We start from the raw sequence: 22,204 nt of genomic DNA, 5'->3' as shown, positions 1-22,204 counted from the left end.
CAATATAGTCACAAATTTCTGGCAAGCTGCGATCGACGCACTACAATAATTTCACTCTTCGCCGGGTGAGACACCGCCCGGCTTGCATTTCTACAAGGCCGCCCGAAGTTCGCGACGGCCGCGTCGTCAGGACGGCCAACCGGGTGATTCCGCAATCCTTCATTCAGGACCTGCTGAACCGCGTCGATATCGTCGATGTGGTGGGCAAGTATGTCCAGCTGAAGAAGGGCGGCGCGAACTTCATGGGGCTGTGCCCCTTCCATAACGAGAAGTCACCATCGTTCACAGTGTCGCCGGCCAAGCAGTTCTACCATTGCTTCGGCTGCGGCGCGCATGGGTCGGCCATCGGCTTCCTGATGGAGTATTCCGGGCAGAGCTATCCCGATGCGGTGCGCGAACTGGCGCAGTCGGTGGGCCTGACCGTCCCGGAGGAGCGCGACCGGCTGCCGCCGGCCCAGCGTGCCGAGCAGCAGGCGAAGTCGCTGGCGCTGTCCGACGCGATGACGCGGGCCAGCGAGTTCTATCGCCGCCAGTTGCGCGGGGCGCCGGCGGCGATCCAGTACCTGAAGGGCCGCGGCCTGACCGGCGAGATTGCGGCGCAGTTCGGCCTGGGCTACGCCCCGGACGACTGGCAGGGTCTGGAGCCGGTGTTCGGCAGCTATCGCGACGATGCCATCGCCGGGCCGCTGATCGAGGCCGGCCTGCTGATCGAGAGTGAGAAGCGCGACGCCGACGGCAAGCCGCGCCGCTACGACCGCTTTCGCGACCGCATCATGTTCCCGATCCGCAATACCAAGGGGCAGGTGATCGGCTTCGGCGGCCGCGTCATGGGGCAGGGCGAGCCGAAGTATCTGAATTCGCCCGAAACGCCGCTGTTCAGCAAGGGCGCCGAGCTGTACGGCCTGTTCGAGGCGCGGCATGCGATCCGGGAAACCGGCTATGTGCTGGTGGTCGAAGGCTATATGGACGTGGTGGCGCTGGCGCAACTGGGATTTGCCAACGCGGTCGCCACGCTGGGCACCGCCTGCACGCCCGTACACGTGCAGAAGCTGCTGCGCCAGACCGACGCGGTGGTGTTCTCGTTCGACGGCGATGCCGCCGGGCGCCGTGCCGCCCGCCGCGCGCTGGAGGCGTGCCTGCCCTATGTCGCCGACAACAAGACCATCCGCTTCCTGTTCCTGCCCGCCGAGCACGACCCCGACAGCTACGTCCGCGAGGAAGGCACCGAGGCCTTCGCCGCGCAGGTGCGCGATGCGATGCCGCTGTCGCGCTTCCTGCTGCAATGCGTGACCGAGGAGCAGGACCTGCGGCAGCCCGAGGGCCGTGCGCGTGCGCAGTACGAGGCCAAGCCGTTGCTCAAGGCGATGCCGCCCGGCGGCCTGCGCCTGCAGATCGTGCGCGAGCTGGCCGAGGCCACCGGCACCACCCCGGCCGAGATCGAGGTGGTGTGTGGGCTGGGCAGCGATGCCGCGCGCGTCGGCCGCTTCGCGCAGCCGCGCGCGCGGGCACGTCGGCAGGCGCCGGCGGGGCTGGAACAGCGCGTGCTGCAGCTGCTGATGCGCTATCCGGCGCTGTCGGCGCGGCTCGACGACGATGCGCGCGCGCTGCTGCTCGATGCCGAGGCCGGCGGATCCGAGGTGCTGGCCCATCTGGTCGCCAGCTGCGACGCCTTGCACGGCGAAATCAATTTCGCCGCCTTCAGCGAGCAGCTGGCGCAGTCGCCGTTCGCCGACGTCTATGCCAATGTGCGCGCCGGGGTGCTGCGCGAGGACATCGACGAGGAGCCGGCGACGCTGGAGTTCGACGCGGCGATCGCCAAGCTGCTGGTCGAGCCGCTGCAGCGCGAGTTGGCGCAGTTGCAGTCGGCGGTCGAGAACGGCACGGCGGACGAGGCGGGCAAGACGCGCATGCGCTGGCTGATCGCGGAGATCCACCGGCGCAAGCGGCTTGGTTGAAAAACGGAATTCGGCCGCCATACCGGAAACAGGTACGCGGCCAGGTGGCAGAAGGACAGCATAAACAAGGCAAAGTCCGTCGGTTTTGGGCTTAAGCCTTGATTTTTCAGGTGAAAACCTCACCTGTCGGGAAGGCCGGCTAGTGGCGACGTGCTACAATAGCCGGTTTGGATTGCGAAATCTTTCTCTCCAGTTCTGGTGAAAGTGAGCGTGCCAATGGCAAAGGCCAAAGCAACCGAAAAGGTTTCCACTAAGGCTCCCCGAGCGGGGAGCGGCAAGGCGTCGATACAAGCGACCGCGGCGGAAAAGCCCGCCGCGCGATCTGCGACGCAAGCCAGGTCTGCGCCAGCCAAGTCCGCGCGTCCCGCCAAGGCGGCCGCAACGACGACACCCACCAGAACCCGCGCATCCGAGAAACAGCCCTCGACTTCGGCACGCGAGAGCGGCAAGAACGCCAATGCAAGCGCGAGCGCAAGCGCGCATACGGCAACAGCGGGCGGCAAACGTGCCGCATCCGAACCTGTTAAAGGCAAGAGTATCCCCGTGGCGAAACAGCAGAACACCGAAGTCGAGAGCAAGCGAACGGCAGCCGCCGGCGCCAAGACCGCCAGCGCCAAGTCCGGCGCCACCGCGGCGGCGTCCAAGGCGCGCGCCGCCACCACCGCACCCGTAGCATCCCAGCGTCCCGCTGCGGCCGCCGCGCCGGAGCCGAAGAAGCGCGGCCGCAAGCCCAAGGCCGAGATGCTGCAAGACGACAGCCATACTGACGACGTGAACGACGAGCTTTACGAAGACGACACGCGTGCCGCCGCGCCGGCGGCCGCTCCGAAGACCGAGAAGCAGAAGGCCAAGGACCGCAAGGCCAAGGAAAAGGCGCTGCTCAAGGAGTTCGCCTCGGCCCAGCAGGGCACCGAGGAAGAGCTCGAGGCGCGCCGCCAGAAGCTCAAGGCGCTGATCAAGCTGGGCAAGTCGCGCGGCTACCTGACCTACGCCGAGATCAACGATCACCTGCCGGACGACATGGTCGATTCGGAAACGATCGACACGCTGGTCGCGACGCTCAACGACATCGGCATCGCCGTCTACGAGCAGGCGCCCGACGCCGAGACGCTGCTGCTCAACGACAATGCCCCGTCGGCCACCAGCGAGGAAGAGGCCGAGGAAGAGGCCGAAGCCGCGCTGTCGACGGTCGACTCCGAATTCGGCCGCACCACCGACCCGGTCCGCATGTACATGCGCGAGATGGGTACCGTCGAGCTGCTGACCCGCGAAGGCGAGATCGAGATCGCCAAGCGGATCGAGGCCGGCCTGAAGGACATGGTGATGGCGATCTCGGCCTGCCCGGTCACGATCTCCGAGATCCTGGCGCACGCCGAGCGCGTCGCCAATGACGAGATCAAGATCGACGAGTTCGTCGACGGCCTGATCGATCCGAATGCCGAGGAAGCGGTCGAGGAAGTCGGCGTGACGCCGGCGGCCGCCGCTGCCTCGGACGACGAGGAACTGGAATCGGACGACGAGGAAGCCGACGAGGACGAGGACGACGACGCCGCCGGCGGCGGTGCCTCGGCACGCCAGCTGGAAGAGCTCAAGGTCGCCGCGCTGGAGAAATTCCGCGTGATCGCCGACCAGTTCGACAAGATGCGCCGCGCCTTCGAGAAGGAAGGCTACAAGTCCAAGCCTTACATCAAGGCGCAGGAAGCGATCCAGAACGAACTGATGGGCATCCGCTTCACCGCCCGCAACGTCGAGCGCCTGTGCGACACGCTGCGCGGCCAGGTCGACGAAGTGCGCAAGCTCGAACGCGCGATCCTGAACATCGTGGTCGACAAGTGCGGCATGCCGCGCGCCGACTTCGTGGCCCGCTTCCCGGGCAACGAGACCAACCTGGACTGGATCCACACGGTCGTCGCCGACAACAAGCCGTACAGCCCGATCGTCGAGCGCAACGTGCCGGCCGTGCACGAGCTGCAGCAGAAGCTGATCGACCTGCAGGCGCGCGTGGTGCTGCCGCTGAAGGAACTGAAGGAAGTCAACCGCAAGATGTCCGAGGGCGAGAAGCGCGCCCGCGAGGCCAAGCGCGAGATGACCGAGGCCAACCTGCGTCTGGTGATCTCGATCGCCAAGAAGTACACCAACCGCGGTCTGCAGTTCCTCGACCTGATCCAGGAAGGCAACATCGGCCTGATGAAGGCGGTGGACAAGTTCGAATATCGCCGCGGCTACAAGTTCTCGACTTACGCGACCTGGTGGATCCGTCAGGCCATCACGCGTTCGATCGCCGATCAGGCGCGCACCATCCGTATCCCGGTGCACATGATCGAGACGATCAACAAGATGAACCGCATCTCGCGCCAGATCCTGCAGGAAACCGGCAACGAGCCGGATCCGGCGACGCTGGCCGAGAAGATGGAGATGCCCGAGGACAAGATCCGCAAGATCATGAAGATCGCCAAGGAGCCGATCTCGATGGAAACGCCGATCGGCGACGACGACGATTCCCATCTGGGCGACTTCATCGAGGACACCAACACGCTGGCGCCCGCCGAGGCCGCGCTGCACGGCTCGATGCGCGACGTGGTCAAGGACGTGCTCGACTCGCTGACGCCGCGCGAAGCCAAGGTGCTGCGCATGCGCTTCGGCATCGAAATGAGCACCGACCATACGCTGGAAGAGGTCGGCAAGCAGTTCGATGTCACCCGTGAACGGATCCGCCAGATCGAGGCCAAGGCACTGCGCAAGCTGCGCCACCCGAGCCGCTCCGACAAGCTGAAGAGCTTCCTGGAAGGCAGCTGATAGAACTGGATTGACCGCCGCATGTTTCCGAAGTAGAGCGGCGGTTCGAATCGGTTTCGGGGCCTCTAGCTCATGCCTGGTTAGAGCAGTGGACTCATAATCCATTGGTGCCGTGTTCGACTCACGGGAGGCCCACCACTGTAGTAAAAAGGGGTTACGTGCAAACGTAACCCCTTTTTGTTGGTGCTCCGGCATCGGCTCCGTCATTGGCTCCGTCATTGGCTTCGGCACTGGCCTGAGCACTGGCTTGAGCACTGCCTTCGGCACCGGATGAGAACGACAGCCATGCACCTCGATCCCGTCGAATCGTCCGTCGTGGCCGCCATCGGCTACGACTACCGCAAGCGCGTACTTGGCATCGAGTTCGTCAGCGGCAAGCTCTACCACTATCTCGACGTCCCGGCCAGCGTGTACCGCGATTTCATGGACGCCGACTCCAAGGGCGGATACTTCAACGACTACATCCTCGGCGCCTACGAATACGAGCCCATCCGCGAGCCATGATGCAGACCCAAGCGATCGACACGAAGCGAACCCCCGAGCGGACCGCTCAGCGAACCCTGAACCGCCGCCTCTTTCTCCTGACCTGGTGTGCCGGCCTTCCAGGCGTGATCGTCATGGCCTGGCTGGGCGTGCCGGTGCTGCTGCAGCACCAGGCCCTTCCCGTGCCGATGTGGATGGTGAGCCTGGCCAGCGGCGTGCAGAGCGCGCTGTTGGTCGCGCTGGCGGCCTTCGCCGGTGCCCGGCTCGCCGGCAAGGCCGGGCTGCGGGCGCCGGCCATGGCCGAGCTCGCGGCGGGCCGGGCGCCGTGGGGCGCGTTGCGTCCGCAGTGCTTGCCGGGCTTGATAGGAGGCCTGCTTGCCGGCGTATTGCTGTGGGGTTTGATCGCGACCGCGCCGCAAGCGGCGGCGCCGATTCACGGCGCGACGATGCCGCTGGCCGTGCGGCTGCTGTACGGCGGCGTGACCGAGGAAGTCCTGGTCCGATGGGGGCTGATGAGCCTGCTGGTGTGGGCGCTGTGGCGCGTATTCCGACGCGGTGCCGCCAACCCCGGCGCGGGGCTGGCCTGGATCGCGATCGCGCTCGGCGCGGTGGTGTTCGGCCTCGCGCATCTGCCCGCTGCGGCAGGGCTGGCCGGAGCGCTGACGTGGCCGGTGGTGCTGCATCTGACCGCGGCCAACGCGGCCTTCGGTGTGATCGCGGGCTTCCTGTTCTGGCGCTACGGTCTCGAGGCGGCGATCTTTGCCCACGTGGTGGCGCACCTGACGCTGGCCGCGATGGTCGGCAGGTAAGCGGCAGGCGAGCGGCAGGCGAGCGGCAGGTCAGCCTCCCTCGGCCGACGAAGCCCCATGTTAGACTCGCCGCCGATCCCCGGCCGCATGCGCCGGCGACGTCCAGATTCCGACCCTTCCCCGACACCCCACCGTGGTCCCGCCGCAGCACGGCTTCATCCTGACCCGCCATTGGCACGACACGCCGGCCGGCACCGAGATCGAAATCTGGCTGGCCACCGATGACGGTCCGCGGCGCCTGCGTTTGCCGCCGCAGCCGTGCGTCGCCTTTGTTCCCGAGGAGCAGCGCCCGCGCGTCGAGGCGCTGCTCGGCGGCGAGCCGCAGGCCGAAGTGAAGACCCTGGCGTTGCGGGACTTCAGGCTGCGCGCGGTCGCCGGCGTCTATTGCCGCCACTACCGGCAGCTGCTTCGCATCGAGAAGACGCTGCGGCAGGGCGGCATCGACGTCTACGAGGCCGACATCCGTCCGCCGGAGCGCTATCTGATGGAGCGCTTCATCACCGCGCCGGTGCAGTTTTCCGGGCGGGCCGACGCCGACGGCGCGCTGGTCGACGTGCAGATCAAGCCCGCCGCCAGCTACCGCCCGCGGCTGCGCTGCGTGTCGCTCGATATCGAGACCAGCATGCAGGGCGATCTCTATTCGATCGCGCTGGAAGGCTGCGGCGACCGCACGGTGCTGATGCTTGGCCCGCCGACCGGCAGCGATGCCGGCACGCAAGATCCCCGCCTCGACCCCCGCGTCGATTTCCACCTCGCATACTGCGACAGCCCCGCCGACATGCTGCACCGGCTGATCGCCTGGTTCGACCGCCATGACCCTGACGCGATCATCGGCTGGAACCTGGTCCAGTTCGACCTGCGCGTGCTGCGGCAGCATGCCGAGCAGTGGAAGGTGCCGCTGCGCCTGGGCCGCGGCGGCGCGCCGCTCGAATGGCGGCAGCACGGCACGCGCGAACACCATTACTTCGCCGCGCTGCCGGGCCGGCTGATCATCGACGGCATCGAGGCGATGCGCTCGGCGACCTGGAGCTTCGCCTCGTTCAGCCTGGAGTTCGTCGCGCGTTCGCTGCTGGGCGAGGGCAAGGACATCGACGATCCGTACGACCGCATGGACGCGATCGACCGCATGTTCGCGACCGACAAGGCCGCGCTGGCCCGCTACAACCTGAAGGACTGCGAGCTGGTCACGCGCATCTTCCACAAGGCCGAGCTGCTGCAGTTCCTGCTGGACCGCGCCACGGTCACGGGCCTGGAGGCCGATCGCAGCGGCGGCTCGGTGGCCGCCTTCACGCATCTGTATCTGCCGCGCATGCATCGGCTCGGCTATGTCGCGCCGAACCTGGGCGACCAGCCGGAGCAGGCCAGTCCCGGCGGCTTCGTGATGGACTCGCGCCCCGGGCTGTACGACTCGGTGCTGGTGCTCGACTACAAGAGCCTGTATCCGTCGATCATCCGTACCTTCCTGATCGATCCGGTCGGGCTGGTCGAGGGCATGCACAGCGACGACCCGGCCGCCACGGTGCCGGGCTTTCGCGGCGCGCGCTTCTCGCGCGTCAGCCACGCGCTGCCGGCCATCGTCGCCGAGATCTGGCAGGGACGCGATGCCGCCAAGCGCGACGGCAACAAGCCGCTGTCGCAGGCACTGAAGATCATCATGAACGCGTTCTACGGCGTGCTCGGCTCGACCGGCTGCCGCTTCTTCGATGCGCGGCTGGCCTCGTCGATCACGATGCGCGGCCACGAGATCATGCGCAGGACGCGCGAGCTGGTCGAGGAACGCGGCTATACCGTGATCTACGGCGATACCGATTCGACCTTCGTCGCGCTCGGCCACCGCCACGCCGACGATGAGGCGGACCGCATCGGCCGCGAGCTGGTCGCGCACATCAACGGCTGGTGGCGCGAGCACCTGCGCGCGGCATACGGCCTCGACAGCGCGCTGGAGATCCAGTACGAGACCCACTACCGGCGCTTCCTGATGCCGACCGTGCGCGGCGCCGAGGACGGCAGCAAGAAGCGCTATGCAGGGCTGGTGCGCGGCGCGGACGGCAGCGAGCAGATGGTGTTCAAGGGCCTGGAGGCGGTGCGCACCGACTGGTCGCCGCTGGCGCAGGCGTTCCAGCAGGAGTTGTATCGGCGCATCTTCCAGGGCGAGCCGTATGCCGACTATGTGCGCGATTACGTCGCGAAGCTGCTGAGCGGCGAGCTCGATGCGCTGCTGGTCTATCGCAAGCGCCTGCGCCGGCAGCTGGACGACTACCAGCGCAACGTGCCGCCGCATGTGCGCGCGGCGCGCCTCGCCGACGACTTCAACCGCGAGCGGGGCCGGCCGCTGCAATACCGGCAGGGCGCGTGGATCCAGTACGTGATGACGATCGCGGGGCCGGAACCGCTGGAAGTGCGGCGGGCCCCGATCGACTACGACCACTATCTGACCCGGCAGCTGCAGCCGGTCGCCGACGCGATCCTGCCCTTCGTCGGCGACGCCTTCGACAACGTGGTCAGCCGGCAGTTGGGGCTGTTCTAGTTGTTCCGGCTGTTCTGGCCCTGGCGCGACGTCGCGTTCGTACAGTTGTGCAGTCGTCAGTGGTTCAGTTCGCCGCTACCGGGGCGATCGACTCGTGCGGCGTGGCGGTGCGCTGCGCGGCCTTGTGGACCATCGTGTAGGCGTAGTCGATGCCCATGCCGTAGGCGCCCGAATGTTGCTGCGCCAGGCCGATCACGGCGTCGTAGGTGCCGCGGCGCGCCCAGTCGCGCTGCCATTCCAGTGCGACCTGCTGCCAGGTCACCGGCACCACGCCGGCCTGGATCATCCGCTGCATCGCGTAGTCGTGCGCTTCCTTCGAGGTGCCGCCCGATGCGTCCGCCACCATGTAGATCTCGTAGTCGCCTTCGAGCATCGCGCTCAGCGCGAAGGTGGTGTTGCAGACCTCGGTCCACAGTCCCGCCACCACCACCTTGCGGCGGCCGTTGGCCTTCAGTTCGTCGCGCACCTTCTGGTCGTCCCACGAGTTCATCGAGGTCCGCTCGAGCGTCTTCTGGTTCGGAAACACATCGAGCAGTTCGGGATAGGTGTAGCCCGAGAACGATTCGCTCTCGACCGTGGTGATGACGGTCGGAATCTCGAAGATCTTCGCAGCCTTGGCCAGGCCCACCACGTTGTTCTTCATCAGCTGGCGGTCCATCGACTGCACGCCGAAGGCCATCTGCGGCTGGTGGTCGATGATGATCAGCTGGCTGTTTTCCGGGGTCAGGACTTCGAGCTTCGGGTTCGACATGATGGTTCCTTTGGTGAGATTTGGTGAAATTCGTTGAATCCTTCGCGGCGCGCCTTGCTTCGGTGTTGTGCTGCGATGGGGTGAACTATACGGGCCAAGGGAACGAGAAAGCCGACCAGTTTGCGAAACAGTTATTCAGTATTTTTGAATTACGATCCGGGCCGCTTGCGTCAGGAGCCGGCGCGGGCGTCAGCGGCGGTGCCGTCCCGCAGCGTCGCTCCCGGCCATTTCCCTTCGCGCACCAGCGCGCGCGCGACATCGGTCAGCACCACGCGCGCGGCCAATGCGGCGGGGGACAGCTCGTCGTCGTTGAGGCTGACCAGCAGGTTCGGCCGGACCGCGCGCTCGTCGAGCAGCGGCACGCTGGCGAGCCGGTCGCTGTGGGTGCGGGCCAGCGCCGCGCCGGGCTGGATGGTCGCGCCCAGACCTCCTTGTACCGCGTCCATCAGCACCGCTAGCCCATCGACCTCGGCGACGATGCGCGGCTGCGCTCTGGCTTCGTGAAAGCAGCTCGTCACCAGTGCGCGCAGGCCATGCGTGCCGCTGGGCAGCACCAGCGGCAGACTGGCCAGCGAGGCCATCGCGACGCCTTCGCCGTCGGGCATGCCGGCCAGCGAGCGCACGCCGATCACGAACAGCCGCTCGTCGAGCAGCGGTTGCACGGTCCAGCGCTGCGCGGGTTCGTCGTTGAACAGCATCGCCAGATCGATCTGGCGGGCGTTCAGCATCGAAGCGAGATAGCCCGACAGGCTTTCGACCATGCGCAGCCGCACGTCCGGGTAGCGCTCCGCCATTGCGCGCATGAAGGGCAGGCCGAGCACGCTGGCGGTGGTGGGGGCCAGCCCGACGCTGACATGGCCGGACAGGCGCGCGTGCCGCGCGGCCTCCGCGGCATCGTCGATATGCCGCAGCGCCAGTTGCGCCTGGCGCCAGAAGGCGAGGCCGGCATCGGTCGGCACCACGCCACTGGAGGTCCGCTGCAGCAGCCGCGTCGACAGTTCGCTCTCGAGTCGGCTGATCTGCTGGCTCAGCGCCGAGGTGACGACGCCCAGTTCGAGCGCCGCCTTGCCCATGCTGCCGTGCTGCACCACGGTGACGAAGTAGCGCAGTTGTCTGAGTTCCATGCCGGATCCGCCGTGATGCTGTCCAAAGGCCGAATGGTAGCGAAGATGCCGATCAACCCTACAGGCGGGTGATGTGCGCGGGCCAAACCTTGAGCAAGATAGCGGCCGTGGGCTCGAACGCATGTCGGCCCCGCTACCACTGTGCCCCGCAGCTCCCCGGCTTGCGGGGCTTTTTTTGTCCTTGGGCCGGCGTCCGGGGGCCGCTGCGCTCAGCGCGCGCGCAGCACCGCCTCGATTGCCGCGGCCGCCTCGCGCAGCGGCGACAGATAGCGCTCGACCAGCGTGCCGGCATCGCGGCTGCCGAGCACCATGCTGAAGCCCAGGCCGGCGACCACCTTGCCGGTCTGGTCGTGCAGCGGCACCGAGATGCCGGCGAAGCCGTCGACCAGCTCGCTGACCAGCACGCAATGACCGTCCTCGCGTACCTGCGCCAGCGTGGCGCGCAGCGCCTCGCGCGAATCGATGGTGAACGGCGTCAGCTTGCGCAGCTCCGCGTGGGCCAGGTAGCGCTCCAACGCCCCGTCGTCCAGTCCGGCCAGCAGCACGCGCCCCAGCGAATGGGCGTAGGCCGGCATGCGCCGGCCGATCGCCATGTCCACGCGCAGGATCTGGCGCGGCTCCTCGCGGGCGACCAGCGCCACGGCGTCGTCGTCGAGCATGCCGACCGAACACGTCTCGCCGCAGCGGCTCGCCAGCGCACGCAGATGCGGCTGGGCCAGCCGCGGCAGGCTCATCGAGGCGAAATAGGCGTAGCCGAGCTCCATCACGCGCGGCGTCAGCGAAAACTGCCGGCCGTTCTGCGCCAGATAGCCGTTGTGGTGCAGGGTCAACAGCAGCCGGCGCGCCGCTGCCCGCGTGACATCGAGCCGATCCGCGACGTCCTGCATCGTCAGGCTCTCGACGCCGCTGGCGAACAGCCGCAGCAGCGCCAGCCCCTTGTTCAGGGAGTCGAGCAACTCATCCTTCTTCTGCGTCGGCGCCTCGGCTTCGGTCATGGCGGGGATCCTGGAGGAGCGTTGAGGTGGCTTGAAGTGACGGGAGATATACGTCGAGCGCGAATCGGGGCGATTTTAGTGCCGACTACGGGCTTGCGCGACCCGGCTGGTCGTCCGTATGATACGGCGTTCCGCGAACAAATGTTCGCAAAAACCACAACGCGACTTTTCCGTCCGATTTTTACGCCGACAAGCGCGCTCCGATGCCGGGCGCCGACGGCGACAGCGGCGCCCGCGGTTGGGGTGTGCCGACGCATCAGGAGACAGCATGAAGGTGATCACCGCGGACCAGGCGGCGGCCCTGGTACAGGACCGATGGACGGTGGCCAGCGCCGGCTTCGTCGGGGCCGGCCATGCCGAGGCGGTGACCGAGGCGCTCGAGCGGCGCTTCCTGCAGAGCGGCCTGCCGCGCGACCTGACGCTGGTCTATTCGGCGGGGCAGGGCGACCGCGGCGCACGCGGCGTCAATCACTTCGGCAATGCGGGCATGACCGCCTCGATCGTCGGCGGCCACTGGCGCTCGGCGACCCGGCTCGCCGACCTGGCGATGGCCGAGCAGTGCGAGGGCTACAACCTGCCGCAGGGCGTGCTGACCCACCTGTACCGCGCGATCGCCGGCGGCAAGCCCGGCGTGATGACGAAGATCGGGCTGCACACCTTCGTCGATCCGCGCAGCGAGCGCGATCCGCGCTACCACGGCGGTGCCGTCAACCGGCGCGCCCGCGAGGCGATCGCCGCGGGACGCGCCAACTGGGTCGAGGCGGTGTCCTTCCGCGGCGACGACTATCTGTTCTATCCGAGCTTCCCGATCCATTGCGCGCTGATCCGTTGTACCGCGGCCGATCCGCGCGGCAACCTGAGCACGCATCGCGAAGCCTTCCACCACGAGCTGCTGGCGATGGCGCAGGCCGCGCACAATTCCGGCGGCATCGTGATCGCGCAAGTCGAGCAGCTGGTCGACCATCACGACAACCTGCAGGCCATCCATGTGCCGGGCATCCTGGTCGACTACGTGGTAGTCAGCGAGGACCCGGCCCATCATCAGATGACGTTCGCCGAGCGCTTCAACCCGGCCTACGTGACGCCGTGGCGCGGCGAGGCGGCGGCGAACAACGCGGCGAAGGATGCAGCGCCGGCCCGTGTCGACGCCGATGCCGGCGTGGTGACCGATGCCGATCCCGCGCCCGCGGCGCTCGACGCCCGCACCATTGCGCAGCGTCGCGCGGTGCTGGAGCTCGCCAGGCGCCGGCCCCGGGTCGTCAATCTGGGTGTCGGCATGCCGGCGGCGGTCGGCATGCTGGCCGAACAGGCGGGGCTGGACGGCTTCACGCTGACCGTCGAGGCGGGCCCGATCGGCGGCACGCCGGCCGACGGCCTGAGCTTCGGTGCGTCCGCCTATCCCGAGGCGGTGATCGACCAGCCGTCGCAGTTCGATTTCTACGAGGGCGGCGGCATCGATCTGGCGATCCTCGGCCTGGCCGAGCTCGACGGCCATGGCAACGTCAACGTCAGCAAGTTCGGCGAGGGCGCGCAGGCGCTGATCGCCGGCGTCGGCGGCTTCATCAACATCACGCAGAGCGCCAAGGCCGTGGTCTTCATGGGCACGCTGACGGCCGGCGGACTCGAGGTCCGCGCCGAGGGCGGCCAGCTGCAGATCGCGCGCGAGGGCCGCGTCAGGAAGATCGTGCCGGAGGTCTCGCACCTGAGCTTCAACGGGCCGTATGTGGCCTCGCTCGGCGTGCCGGTGCTGTACATCACCGAGCGCGCGGTGTTCGAGATGCGCCCGGATGCCAGCGGAGAGGCGCGGCTGACGCTGATCGAGATCGCACCCGGCGTCGACCTGCAGCGCGATGTGCTGGCGCAGTGCGCGACGCCGATCGCGGTCGCGCCGGATCTGCGTCCGATGGACGCCTGCCTGTTCCGGCCCGGGCCGTTCTCGCTCGCGTCGGCGGGCTGACACGAGGCGACGCGGCACGCGCCGACGCGCCTATGCCTCCACGGGCCGGATAACGATTCGCGGGGCGGAGCATCGACCGCCCTTCCTCCACCACAACGACAAGGCCGGACCACCGGCCAGCTGTACACCAAGGAGACCAGCCACGCCTTGTTTCGACTGGAAATGACGGGATCGATTTGCGCTCCAGGGGCCCGCGGGCTGCCCTGCGAGTCGCCGAGCGTTACCTGTGTCGCCGGCGCGCCCCAAGCGGGCCGCGCCGATTTCGGATGACGTTTCTCTTGTTGCCATGCAGAACACAAGCCGCCGTACCTTCGCGCGCCGCCTCGGCGCCGCCATGCTGACCGTTTCGCTGCCGCTGTGCGCCACCCAGGCGTTCGCCGACAGCTATCCCGCCAAGCCGATCCGGCTGGTGGTGCCGTTCCCGCCGGGCGGCCCGACCGATACCGCCGCACGCATCATCGGGCAGAAGCTCAGCGATTCGCTGAAGCAGCCGGTCGTCGTCGACAACCGCCCCGGCGCCTCGGGCACCATCGGCGCCGAAACCGTCGCCAAGAGCGCGGCGGACGGCTATACGCTGCTGGTGCTGGCCACGCCCACGCTGATCGCGCCGCACCTGATCAATCGCAAGGGCTACGATCTGTTCAAGGACTTCGCGCCGATCGGCGCCGCCTACGATCTGCCGATCGTGATGGTGGTCAATCCGAACGCGCTGCCCGACGTGACCACGCTGCAGCAGTACATCGCCAAGGCCAAGGCCAAGCCGGGCGAGATGAACTACACCAGCGCCGGCAACGGCAGTTTCGGCCATCTGTCGACCGAGCTGCTGCAGAACCTCGGCGGCTTCGACGTGCAGCACGTGCCGTACAAGGGCAGCGCGCCGGCGATCTCGGATCTGCTCGCCGGCCAGGTGCCGATGATGTTCTCCGACATGATCGCCGCGCTGCCGCACATCAAGGCCGGCAAGCTGCGTCCGATCGCGGTGGGCTCGGCCAAGCGCGTCAGCTTCACGCCCGAGGTCAAGACCGTGGCCGAGCAGGGCTTCCCAGGCTTCGAAGCGACCGCCTGGGGCGGCCTGCTGGCGCCGGCCGGCACGCCGAAGGAGATCATCGCGAAGCTGTCCGCCGAGCTGAAGGCGGCGCTGGCCGATCCGACCGTCCAGCAGAAGATGCTGGGCGCGGGCACCGTGGCGGCCTATATGCCGCCCGAACAGTTGGCCGCGCGGATGCGCGCCGACGACAAGAAGTGGGGCAAGGTCATCCAGGACAACGGCATCAAGGGCGACTGATACGCCCGCGCCCGTCATGGGCGCACCGTGGCTTGCCTGTCTTGGCGGGGTAGGGTGAGGGCCGGCGATCGTATGGTCGCCGGCCCTTGCTCTTTGTGGCGGCCATCGATGGTCGCCAGCGATGGCCGCCGTAAATGTCTGCGCTCGATGTCCGCGCTCGCCGACCGCGCTCGCTGGCTGCGCTCGATGGCTGCAGCCGATCGCGGTCTGCTCGGGTCCTTACTGCCGTGCCGACGAGCCCGCCAGCGCCTCGCCGCGCGCGAGAAAGTGCCGGTATTCCTCCGGTGGAACGAACAGGCCGCCGGTGGTCCAGACCAGATGCGTGGCGGTGCCCATCGCGTCGGCCAAGCCATGGCGGGCCAGATAGGCCTGCCCGGCCTCGGTGCCTGTCAGCATCGCCGGCCCGCTGAAGCCGGCGGCGGCCGAAGGCTCGATCTCGATGCCGGCATCGCGCCTGGCCAGGTACAGGTCGCGGAACAGCCGATCGTCCGCCACGGTGTAGACGCCCGACAGCAGTTCGCGCATCGCCGCCGCGGCCAGCTCGGAGGCGCGCGGCACCGCCAGGCCATCGGCCTCGGTGCGATTGCTGAGCCCGTAGTCGTAGACCGAGGGATTGCCGCCGGCACCGTTGACCTCGGCGCCGATCATCTGCACCAGGAAGCACGGCGACTGGGTCGGCTCGGCGAAGAAGCAGTGCGCGTGCGGACCGTACAGCTGCTTCAGGCCGAAGGCGATGCCGGCCGGGGCGCCGCCGACGCCGCAGGGCAGATAGACGAACAGCGGCCGCTTCGCGTCGGGCGCGATGCCATGCTGGCGCAATTGCGCATCGAGCCGCAGTACCGCGGCGCTGTAGCCCAGCAGCAGCGACAGCGAGCGCTCGTCGTCGACGAAGTGGCAGGCCGGGTCCTGCTGCGCCTGCGCGCGGCCGGCGGCCACCGCCTGCTGGTAGTCGCCGGCGTGCTCGATCACCTCGACGCCGCGCGCGCGCAGCCGGTCCTTCTTCCACGGCTTGGCGTCGGCCGACATGTGCACCACGGCGCGAAAGCCCAGCGCGGACGCCATCACGCCGATGCTCAGGCCCAGATTGCCGGTCGAGCCCACCGCGACCTGGTAGCGCGAGAAGACCGCGCGCGCCGCCGGTTCGGCCAGCCGGCGATAGTCGTCGGGGCCGGCATCGTTGGTCACCAGCCCATGTTGCACGGCCAGCCGTTCGGCGAATTCCAGCACCTCGTGGATGCCGCCGCGCGCCTTGATCGAGCCGGCCACCGGCAGGCTGTGATCGGCCTTGATCCACAGCGCGCCGCTGCCGGGCGGCAAGCCGATGGCGGACGCCAGCGCGGCGGCCGGCAGCACCGGCGATTCGATGGCGCCGGCGCTGTCCACCAGTTCCGGAAACAGCCGCTGCAGCAACGGGGCAAAGCGCCCGAAGCGGGCGTGGGCCGCGTGGACATCAGCTAGACTAATATCCTTCGCGCCCGCGCGGACCGCGGCCGGGGTTTGCGGCGCCAGCAGCGGATTGGTCCACAGGCATGGCCGGGCCGCGCCGAGCGCCGCCAGCAGCGTGGCATCGGCGGCGGGCACCGGAGCGCTTGCCGCCGCGGAATGGGTGTTTCCGCGTGGGGAAAATGCGGCGTTCTGGTTGGAGTCGTTCATTTCGGTGGTCGGCGGGGAACGCTACGGGAGGCGCGGTCGGCGTTGTTCTTCGGCGATCGGGCAGGCCGGCCCTCGGCCGGCGGCTTTTCCGCATTGTTCTCCCGGGCACCGATTCCGGCAAACCATTCGTGCTCGGCCACGCATTAGTTTGACTAATGAAAACGATGACAACGACGCTCTCCTCCTCGCTGCTGGCCTGGCTGCGCTGCTTCGAAGCGGCTGCGCGCCACCACAGCTTCACCCGCGCCGCCGAAGAGCTGTGCGTGACACAGGGCGCGGTCAGCCAGCAGGTCAAGCAGCTGGAGCAATGGTTGGGGCGCCCGCTGTTCGTGCGCACGCCGCGCGCGCTGACGCCGACGCCCGAGGGCGAGCGGCTGCGCCTGGTGCTGCGCGAGTCGTTCGAAGCGATCGCGGGTGCGCTGAGCCAGTTGCGCAGGCGCGGCGAGGCCGGGCCGGTCTCGCTGTCGTGCTCGCCGTCGTTCGCGATGCGCTGGCTGACGCCAAGGATGGGCAGCTTCTTTCGCGACCATGCCGATATCGGGCTGCGCGTGCAAGGCGAATTCCAGGCGCTGGACCGCGGCCGGATGCTGCGCGAGGGCATCGACGCCGCGGTGCGCTTCGACCCCGGCGCGTATCGCGACGTGCACGCGCGGCGCTTCCTCGACGAATGGCTGCTCCCGGTGGCGAGCCCCGCCTTCGTCGCCGCGCATCCGGAACTGCGCTGCCCGGCCGATCTGCGCGGCGAACTGCTGCTGCACGACGCCAGCCCCTGGGATGGTGCCGGCGAGTTCGACGAATGGGGTGCGTGGCTGCAGCAGGCCGGCGTCACGGTGCCGGATCTGGAGCAGGGCCAGCGCTTCAACCTGTCGCAACTGGCGATCGGCGCGGCGCTGGCGGGGCAGGGCGTCGCGATGGGACGGACCGCGCTGGTGCTGGAAGACCTCGAGGCGGGCCGGCTGGTCGACCTGTTCGGCCTGCATCTGCCGAGCCAGGCCGCCTATTACTTCGTTTCGGCGCAGGGGCAGCGGCCCGAGGTGGCCGCGATCGAGGCGTGGCTGGTGACGGAAGGGGCGGCATTCGGCGCGCAACGGGACCAGTGGCGCAAGGCCTCTGGCAAGGCGCGGACACCGGCGACGCACCCGTTCCGTACTCCCCGTACGCGACGGCCAGGGCAATGAGTCGTCGCGCCGCGGCGCTACCACAGTGCCGCGCGCCGCACTACCCCGCATCTGCCCGCTGTTGTAGAATCTAAGTCTTTGATTCTGTAGCGCTATTGATCGGCGTGCCCAGATATTGCCGATCTGGTTGCCGATCTCGGCGCGGCAGGGGCCTCGAAGCCGGTGCCGGAATGCGGCGCCAGCCCCTCATCCGCCCGATCAGCCCTTGCCGACCAGGCCAAGTACTGCGCGGCTACCGCCAGTTCCATTGCGTTCGATCGATGCGTGTCCGCTGGCGCCGGGTTCGCCTTCGCCAGACGCCGATACCATGACCACCACCACGAACACGAACACCACTGCCGTACCGACTCCCACCGACATCACCTTCGACAGCTTCGGGCTGGACCCGCGCGTGCTGCGCGCGCTGTCCGAGCAGGGCTATACCAAGCCGACCCCGATCCAGGCGCAGGCAATCCCGGTGGTGCTGCTGGGCAAGGACGTGATGGGCGCCGCGCAGACCGGCACCGGCAAGACCGCGGGCTTTGCGCTGCCGATCATCCAGCGCCTGCTGCCGCTGGCCAACGCGAGCGCCTCGCCGGCGCGGCACCCGGTGCGCGCGCTGATGCTGACGCCGACGCGCGAACTGGCCGATCAGGTCTACGACAACGTGGCCCGCTACGCGCGCCACACCGATCTGCGCAGCACCGTGGTGTTCGGCGGCGTCGACATGAACCCGCAGACCGACGCGCTGCGCCGCGGCGTCGAGATCCTGGTCGCGACCCCGGGCCGCCTGCTCGACCACGTGCAGCAGAAGTCGGTCAACCTGTCGCAGGTGCAGATGCTGGTGCTGGACGAGGCCGACCGCATGCTGGACATGGGCTTCCTGCCGGACCTGCAGCGCATCATCAACCTGCTGCCGGCCAAGCGGCAGACGCTGCTGTTCTCGGCGACCTTCTCGCCCGAGATCAAGAAGCTGGCGGCCAGCTATCTGCACCAGCCGGTGACGATCGAAGTGGCGCGCAGCAACTCGGCCAACGAGAACGTGCGCCAGACCGTGTACCAGGTGCAGGACGGCCAGAAGCAGGAGGCCGTGGTGCATCTGCTGAAGCAGCGTGCCGACCAGGGCCTGTCGCGCCAGTGCATCGTCTTCGTCAACAGCAAGATCGGCTGCTCGCGGCTCGCCCGCCATCTGGAGCGCGAGGGCATCAATGCCGCCGCGATTCACGGCGACAAGACCCAGACCGAACGGATGCAGACGCTGGAGGGCTTCAAGCAGGGCACCATCGACGCGCTGGTGGCGACCGACGTCGCCGCGCGCGGCCTGGACATCGCCGACATGCCCTGCGTGATCAACTTCGATCTGCCGTTCAATGCCGAGGACTACGTGCACCGGATCGGCCGTACCGGCCGCGCCGGCGCCACCGGCGATGCGCTGTCGATCTTCGTGCCCGGCGACGAGCGGCTGCTGGCCGATATCGAGAAGATGCTGAAGCGGCAGATTCCGCGCGCGCAGCTCGAAGGCTTCGATCCGTCGGCAGCGCGCTTCCGTGCCGCCGACGACGACCGCCGCCGCGGCCGCTCGAACGAGCCGCGCCGCCCGCGCGCCGACAGCGAGGACCGTCCGCGCAAGGCCGACCACGGCAATGCGCGCAATGCCTTCCGGGCCTCGGACGATCCGTTCTTCTCGCGGCCCTATGAACCCAGCCCGAGCGCGTCGTCGGCGTCGTCGACTTCCAGCGAGGCGACGCTCGATCCGCGTCAGGTCGGTCTGGCGCGCGCGCGGCCGAAGCGTCCGGTCGCCGCGCTGCTCGGCGGCGTACCGCGCAAGTCCTGATCGCGCCGCGGCGAGCCGATCCGTCTTTCCCGCCAACGCGGGAAGCCAGCGTCTTCCATTCCGCCGGGTCCCGCCTGCGCGGGGAGGCAAGACCGCTCAGCTCGCCCCCCACCGCGCCGCCCACTGCGCGGTCGCTTCGGCCAGCCAGCCTGCCACGTCGGCGCGGCCGCTGCGCAAGTCCAGATGCGCGCCGGCGGCGCGCAGCGCGTCCAGCGGCGCCAGCGCGTCGATCGCTTCGGCGCCGGTCTGCTTGCTCAGTTTTTCCCCGATCTCGTTGACCACGACCGGCACATGCAGATAGGCCGGCGTCGGCAATCCCAGCAGCCGCTGCAGATGGATCTGGCGCGGGGTCGAATCCAGCAGGTCGGCGCCGCGCACGATATGCGTGATGCCCTGCAGCCCGTCGTCGACCACCACCGCCAGTTGATACGCCCACAGGCCGTCGGCCCGGCGCAGCACGAAGTCGCCGAGCTCGGTGGCCAGGTCCTGGCATTGCCGGCCCTGCCAGCGGTCGTCGAAGCACAGCAGCGCCGCCTCGCCGTCCGGCACGCGTACGCGCCAGGCGCGCGGCAGCTTGCCGTGCAGGCCGCCGCGGCAGGTGCCGGGGTAGGCCAGCGTCTGATGGCGTTCCCGGACATGGCGCAGCGAGTCGGCGATCTCCTTGCGCGAGCAGCCGCAGGGATAGACCAGCCCGGCCGCCTCGAGCCGGTGCAGCGCGTCGGCGTACAGCGGCTCGCGCCGGCTCTGCCAGACCGGCGCCTCGTCCGGATGCAGGCCGAGGCGCTCGAGCGTATGCAGGATCTGCCGGTCGGCGTCGCGCACGCAGCGCGGATAGTCGATGTCCTCGATGCGGACCAGCCACTGGCCGCCGTGGGCGCGGGCATCGAGCCAGCTGGCCAGCGCGGTGACCAGCGAGCCAAGATGCAGCGGGCCGGTGGGGGAGGGGGCGAAGCGGCCGCGGTATTGCGGGTTTGACGGCCGACGATGGGTCGGCGGACGATCGGACGGCTGATCGGTCTGCCCGGGTACTGCGCTCATCTCTGGCTACTCCGGCGCGCCCGGTTGTTGCGATAGCAGGGCCTGCGCGAGCCGGGGATTCTGCAGCTTGTCGGTCCACCACTGCAGCGCCTTGCCGCGATTGCTGGTGCGCCAGGCGATCGTGAAGGTGCCGGGCGCGCGTACCTCGACGGTCTCGCGCACCTGCAGCACGCCGCTCTCGATATGCGGCTGCGCCATCGGCGCCGGCAGCCAGCCGCAGCCCAGGCCGCGGATCTGCGCATCGAGCTTGTCGCGCATGGTAGGCACCACCAGCATGTCCTGCCCGGCCAGCACGCCGTGCGTGCGGGCCGGCAGGTTGCGCGAGGTATCGCCGACCGCGACGATGCGGTGGCGGGCGATCTGCGTGCTGGTCAGCGGCCCCGGTTCGCTGGCGAGCGGATGGTGGGAGGCCACGGCGAACACGAAGGGCATCGCGCCGAGCGAACGGATCTGGAAGCCTTGGGTGCTGGGCGCATCGTAGGCGCCGCCGATCACCAGGTCGGCGCGGTTGCTGACCAGTGCGTCCCACGAGCCGCCCAGCACCTCCTTGGCGAAGCGCAGCCGCGTGGCGCTGTTTTCCGCGTAGAAATCCTGGATCACCGGCAACAGCGCGCGGAAATTGATCAGGTCGTCGACGACGATATTGAGGCTGGCCTCCCAGCCGGTGGCCAGCCGCTTGACGCGGCGCGCCAGGTCGTCGGCCGCGTGCAGCAGGTGGCGGCCCTCGTCGAGCAGCGCGCGGCCGGCCGGCGTCAGCTCGGCGCGGTGGCGGCGCCGGTCGAACAGCAGCACGTCGAGGTCTTCTTCCAGCCGGCGCACCACATAGGTCAGCGCCGACGGCACCTTGCCCATTTCATGCGCGGCGGCCGCGAAGCTGCCCTTGCGTTCGATCGCGTCGAGAACTTCCAGGGATTCGAGAGAGAGTGGCATATTCAGAAATTCTGAATGAGTGCTTGCAAATGGCCCGCCGCAAATATAGCGCAGCCGTCCTAAACTTCCTAGCATCGTTGCAGAACAGACGGTCCATATGCAAGTCCGGCTGGACGAAGCAGCGGACCACTCGCCAGGAAGGACATCAAAATGATTGAAATTCGCAAGTCCGCAGAACGCGGTTACGCCGACCATGGTTGGCTGCAGTCGTATCACAGCTTCTCGTTCGCCGACTACTTCGACCCGCGGCATGTGCAGTTCGGCCCGCTTCGAGTGATCAACGAAGACCGCGTCGCGCCCGGCATGGGCTTCGGCACCCATGGTCACCGCGACATGGAGATCATCAGCTATGTGCTGTCGGGCGAACTGGCGCACAAGGACAGCATCGGCAACGGCAGCGTGATCCGCCCCGGCGACGTGCAGCGGATGAGCGCCGGCACGGGCGTGCGGCACTCGGAGTACAACCACGCCGCGCACGACACCACGCACTTCCTGCAGATCTGGATCGTGCCCGATCGCAACGGCATCGAACCTGGCTACGAGGAGAAGCACTTCGACGCCGCCGACAAGCGCGGCCGGCTGCGCCTGGTCGGCAGCCCCAACGGTGCCGACGGCTCGGTGCGGATCCACCAGGACGTGCGTCTGTTTGCCGGCCTGTTCGACGGCGACGAGGCCGCCACGCTGGCGCTTGCCCCGGGACGGCGCGCCTATGTGCATGTCGCCCGCGGCGCCATCACGGTCAACGGCCAGGCGCTGGAGGCGGGCGACGCGGCCAAGCTCGAGGGCGTCGATGCGGTCAGCCTGGCACAGGGCGACGCCGCCGAGGTGCTGGTGTTCGATCTGCCGTGAGGCGATGCCGTGATGCGCGACGCGCCGTCCCCGAAGCGCGGTGGCGGCGAGTCGTAACGGA

General features: G+C 68.5%; 16 protein-coding genes and 1 tRNA gene. 11 read left to right on the top strand and 6 right to left on the bottom strand.

Features of this window, described 5'->3' with window-relative positions; genetic code table 11:
- The first annotated feature begins 143 nt into the window (after window positions 1-143).
- The 6 genes from dnaG (at window position 144) to FOB47_RS20320 (ending at window position 8,570) form a co-directional block, all read left to right on the top strand.
- Window positions 144-1,955, top strand: a complete 1,812-nt coding sequence (gene dnaG / locus FOB47_RS20345; RefSeq protein WP_174781949.1) for a DNA primase — start codon at window positions 144-146, stop codon at window positions 1,953-1,955.
- Window positions 1,956-2,171: 216 nt separating this feature from the next.
- Window positions 2,172-4,751 carry an RNA polymerase sigma factor RpoD gene (gene rpoD, locus FOB47_RS20340; RefSeq protein WP_144425818.1) on the top strand — a complete coding sequence of 860 codons (2,580 nt, stop codon included), beginning with the start codon at window positions 2,172-2,174 and terminating at the stop codon, window positions 4,749-4,751.
- A 59-nt stretch (window positions 4,752-4,810) separates the two neighbouring features.
- Window positions 4,811-4,889 (top strand) — tRNA-Ile (locus FOB47_RS20335).
- Window positions 4,890-5,036: 147 nt separating this feature from the next.
- Complete coding sequence (locus FOB47_RS20330; protein WP_053822229.1) at window positions 5,037-5,255, top strand: KTSC domain-containing protein; 219 nt, start codon at window positions 5,037-5,039, stop codon at window positions 5,253-5,255.
- Entirely contained in the window at window positions 5,252-6,043 is a 792-nt protein-coding gene (locus FOB47_RS20325) for a CPBP family intramembrane glutamic endopeptidase (RefSeq protein WP_244959343.1), read from the top strand. Before FOB47_RS20330 ends, FOB47_RS20325 begins: the two co-directional genes overlap by 4 nt.
- A gap of 133 nt (window positions 6,044-6,176) precedes the next feature.
- Complete coding sequence (locus FOB47_RS20320; protein WP_174781948.1) at window positions 6,177-8,570, top strand: DNA polymerase II; 2,394 nt, start codon at window positions 6,177-6,179, stop codon at window positions 8,568-8,570.
- A 64-nt stretch (window positions 8,571-8,634) separates the two neighbouring features.
- Here FOB47_RS20320 and FOB47_RS20315 read toward each other — a convergent pair whose 3' ends face one another.
- The 3 genes from FOB47_RS20315 to FOB47_RS20305 form a co-directional block, all read right to left on the bottom strand.
- A complete protein-coding gene (locus FOB47_RS20315; protein ID WP_174781947.1) occupies window positions 8,635-9,321 on the bottom strand; it encodes a hydrolase in 687 nt (228 codons plus the stop codon).
- 170 nt (window positions 9,322-9,491) lie between these two features.
- Window positions 9,492-10,445 (bottom strand): LysR family transcriptional regulator, encoded by a 954-nt coding sequence (locus tag FOB47_RS20310; protein ID WP_053822226.1) that lies wholly within the window; start codon window positions 10,443-10,445, stop codon window positions 9,492-9,494.
- A 209-nt stretch (window positions 10,446-10,654) separates the two neighbouring features.
- Entirely contained in the window at window positions 10,655-11,440 is a 786-nt protein-coding gene (locus FOB47_RS20305; RefSeq protein WP_174781946.1) for an IclR family transcriptional regulator domain-containing protein, read from the bottom strand.
- Between the two features lie 268 nt (window positions 11,441-11,708).
- Between FOB47_RS20305 and FOB47_RS20300 the strand changes: the two genes are divergently transcribed.
- Both FOB47_RS20300 and FOB47_RS20295 read left to right on the top strand, forming a co-directional pair.
- Window positions 11,709-13,397 carry an acyl CoA:acetate/3-ketoacid CoA transferase gene (locus tag FOB47_RS20300; protein WP_174781945.1) on the top strand — a complete coding sequence of 563 codons (1,689 nt, stop codon included), beginning with the start codon at window positions 11,709-11,711 and terminating at the stop codon, window positions 13,395-13,397.
- A gap of 286 nt (window positions 13,398-13,683) precedes the next feature.
- On the top strand, window positions 13,684-14,682 hold the full coding sequence (locus FOB47_RS20295) for a Bug family tripartite tricarboxylate transporter substrate binding protein (protein ID WP_174781944.1): 999 nt from the start codon (window positions 13,684-13,686) through the stop codon (window positions 14,680-14,682).
- Between the two features lie 219 nt (window positions 14,683-14,901).
- On the opposite strand, the gene FOB47_RS20290 is transcribed toward FOB47_RS20295, so the two are convergent.
- Complete coding sequence (locus tag FOB47_RS20290) at window positions 14,902-16,335, bottom strand: D-serine ammonia-lyase (RefSeq protein ID WP_174781943.1); 1,434 nt, start codon at window positions 16,333-16,335, stop codon at window positions 14,902-14,904.
- Between the two features lie 164 nt (window positions 16,336-16,499).
- Between FOB47_RS20290 and FOB47_RS20285 the strand changes: the two genes are divergently transcribed.
- Entirely contained in the window at window positions 16,500-17,513 is a 1,014-nt protein-coding gene (locus FOB47_RS20285; RefSeq protein WP_174781942.1) for a LysR substrate-binding domain-containing protein, read from the top strand.
- Between the two features lie 307 nt (window positions 17,514-17,820).
- A complete protein-coding gene (locus tag FOB47_RS20280; RefSeq protein WP_174781941.1) occupies window positions 17,821-19,326 on the top strand; it encodes a DEAD/DEAH box helicase in 1,506 nt (501 codons plus the stop codon).
- Between the two features lie 96 nt (window positions 19,327-19,422).
- Here the strand turns inward: FOB47_RS20280 and gluQRS are convergent, their stop codons facing one another.
- Together gluQRS and FOB47_RS20270 are read right to left on the bottom strand one after the other, a co-directional pair.
- The gene (gene gluQRS / locus FOB47_RS20275) at window positions 19,423-20,364 is read right to left on the bottom strand and encodes a tRNA glutamyl-Q(34) synthetase GluQRS (protein ID WP_174781940.1); all 942 of its coding nucleotides are present in this window, start codon (window positions 20,362-20,364) and stop codon (window positions 19,423-19,425) included.
- Window positions 20,365-20,370: 6 nt separating this feature from the next.
- Window positions 20,371-21,294, bottom strand: coding sequence for a LysR family transcriptional regulator (locus FOB47_RS20270; RefSeq protein ID WP_053822220.1), 924 nt, complete (start codon window positions 21,292-21,294; stop codon window positions 20,371-20,373).
- A 150-nt stretch (window positions 21,295-21,444) separates the two neighbouring features.
- Here FOB47_RS20270 and FOB47_RS20265 point away from each other — a divergent pair, with 150 nt between their 5' ends.
- A complete protein-coding gene (locus tag FOB47_RS20265) occupies window positions 21,445-22,143 on the top strand; it encodes a pirin family protein (RefSeq protein WP_174781939.1) in 699 nt (232 codons plus the stop codon).
- Window positions 22,144-22,204: the final 61 nt, after the last annotated feature.

Source organism: Cupriavidus gilardii, from assembly GCF_013347325.1.
Taxonomy (GTDB): domain Bacteria; phylum Pseudomonadota; class Gammaproteobacteria; order Burkholderiales; family Burkholderiaceae; genus Cupriavidus; species Cupriavidus gilardii.
Note: the sequence above shows the minus strand (reverse complement) of the source record. Positions and strands in the feature narration are given on the sequence as shown.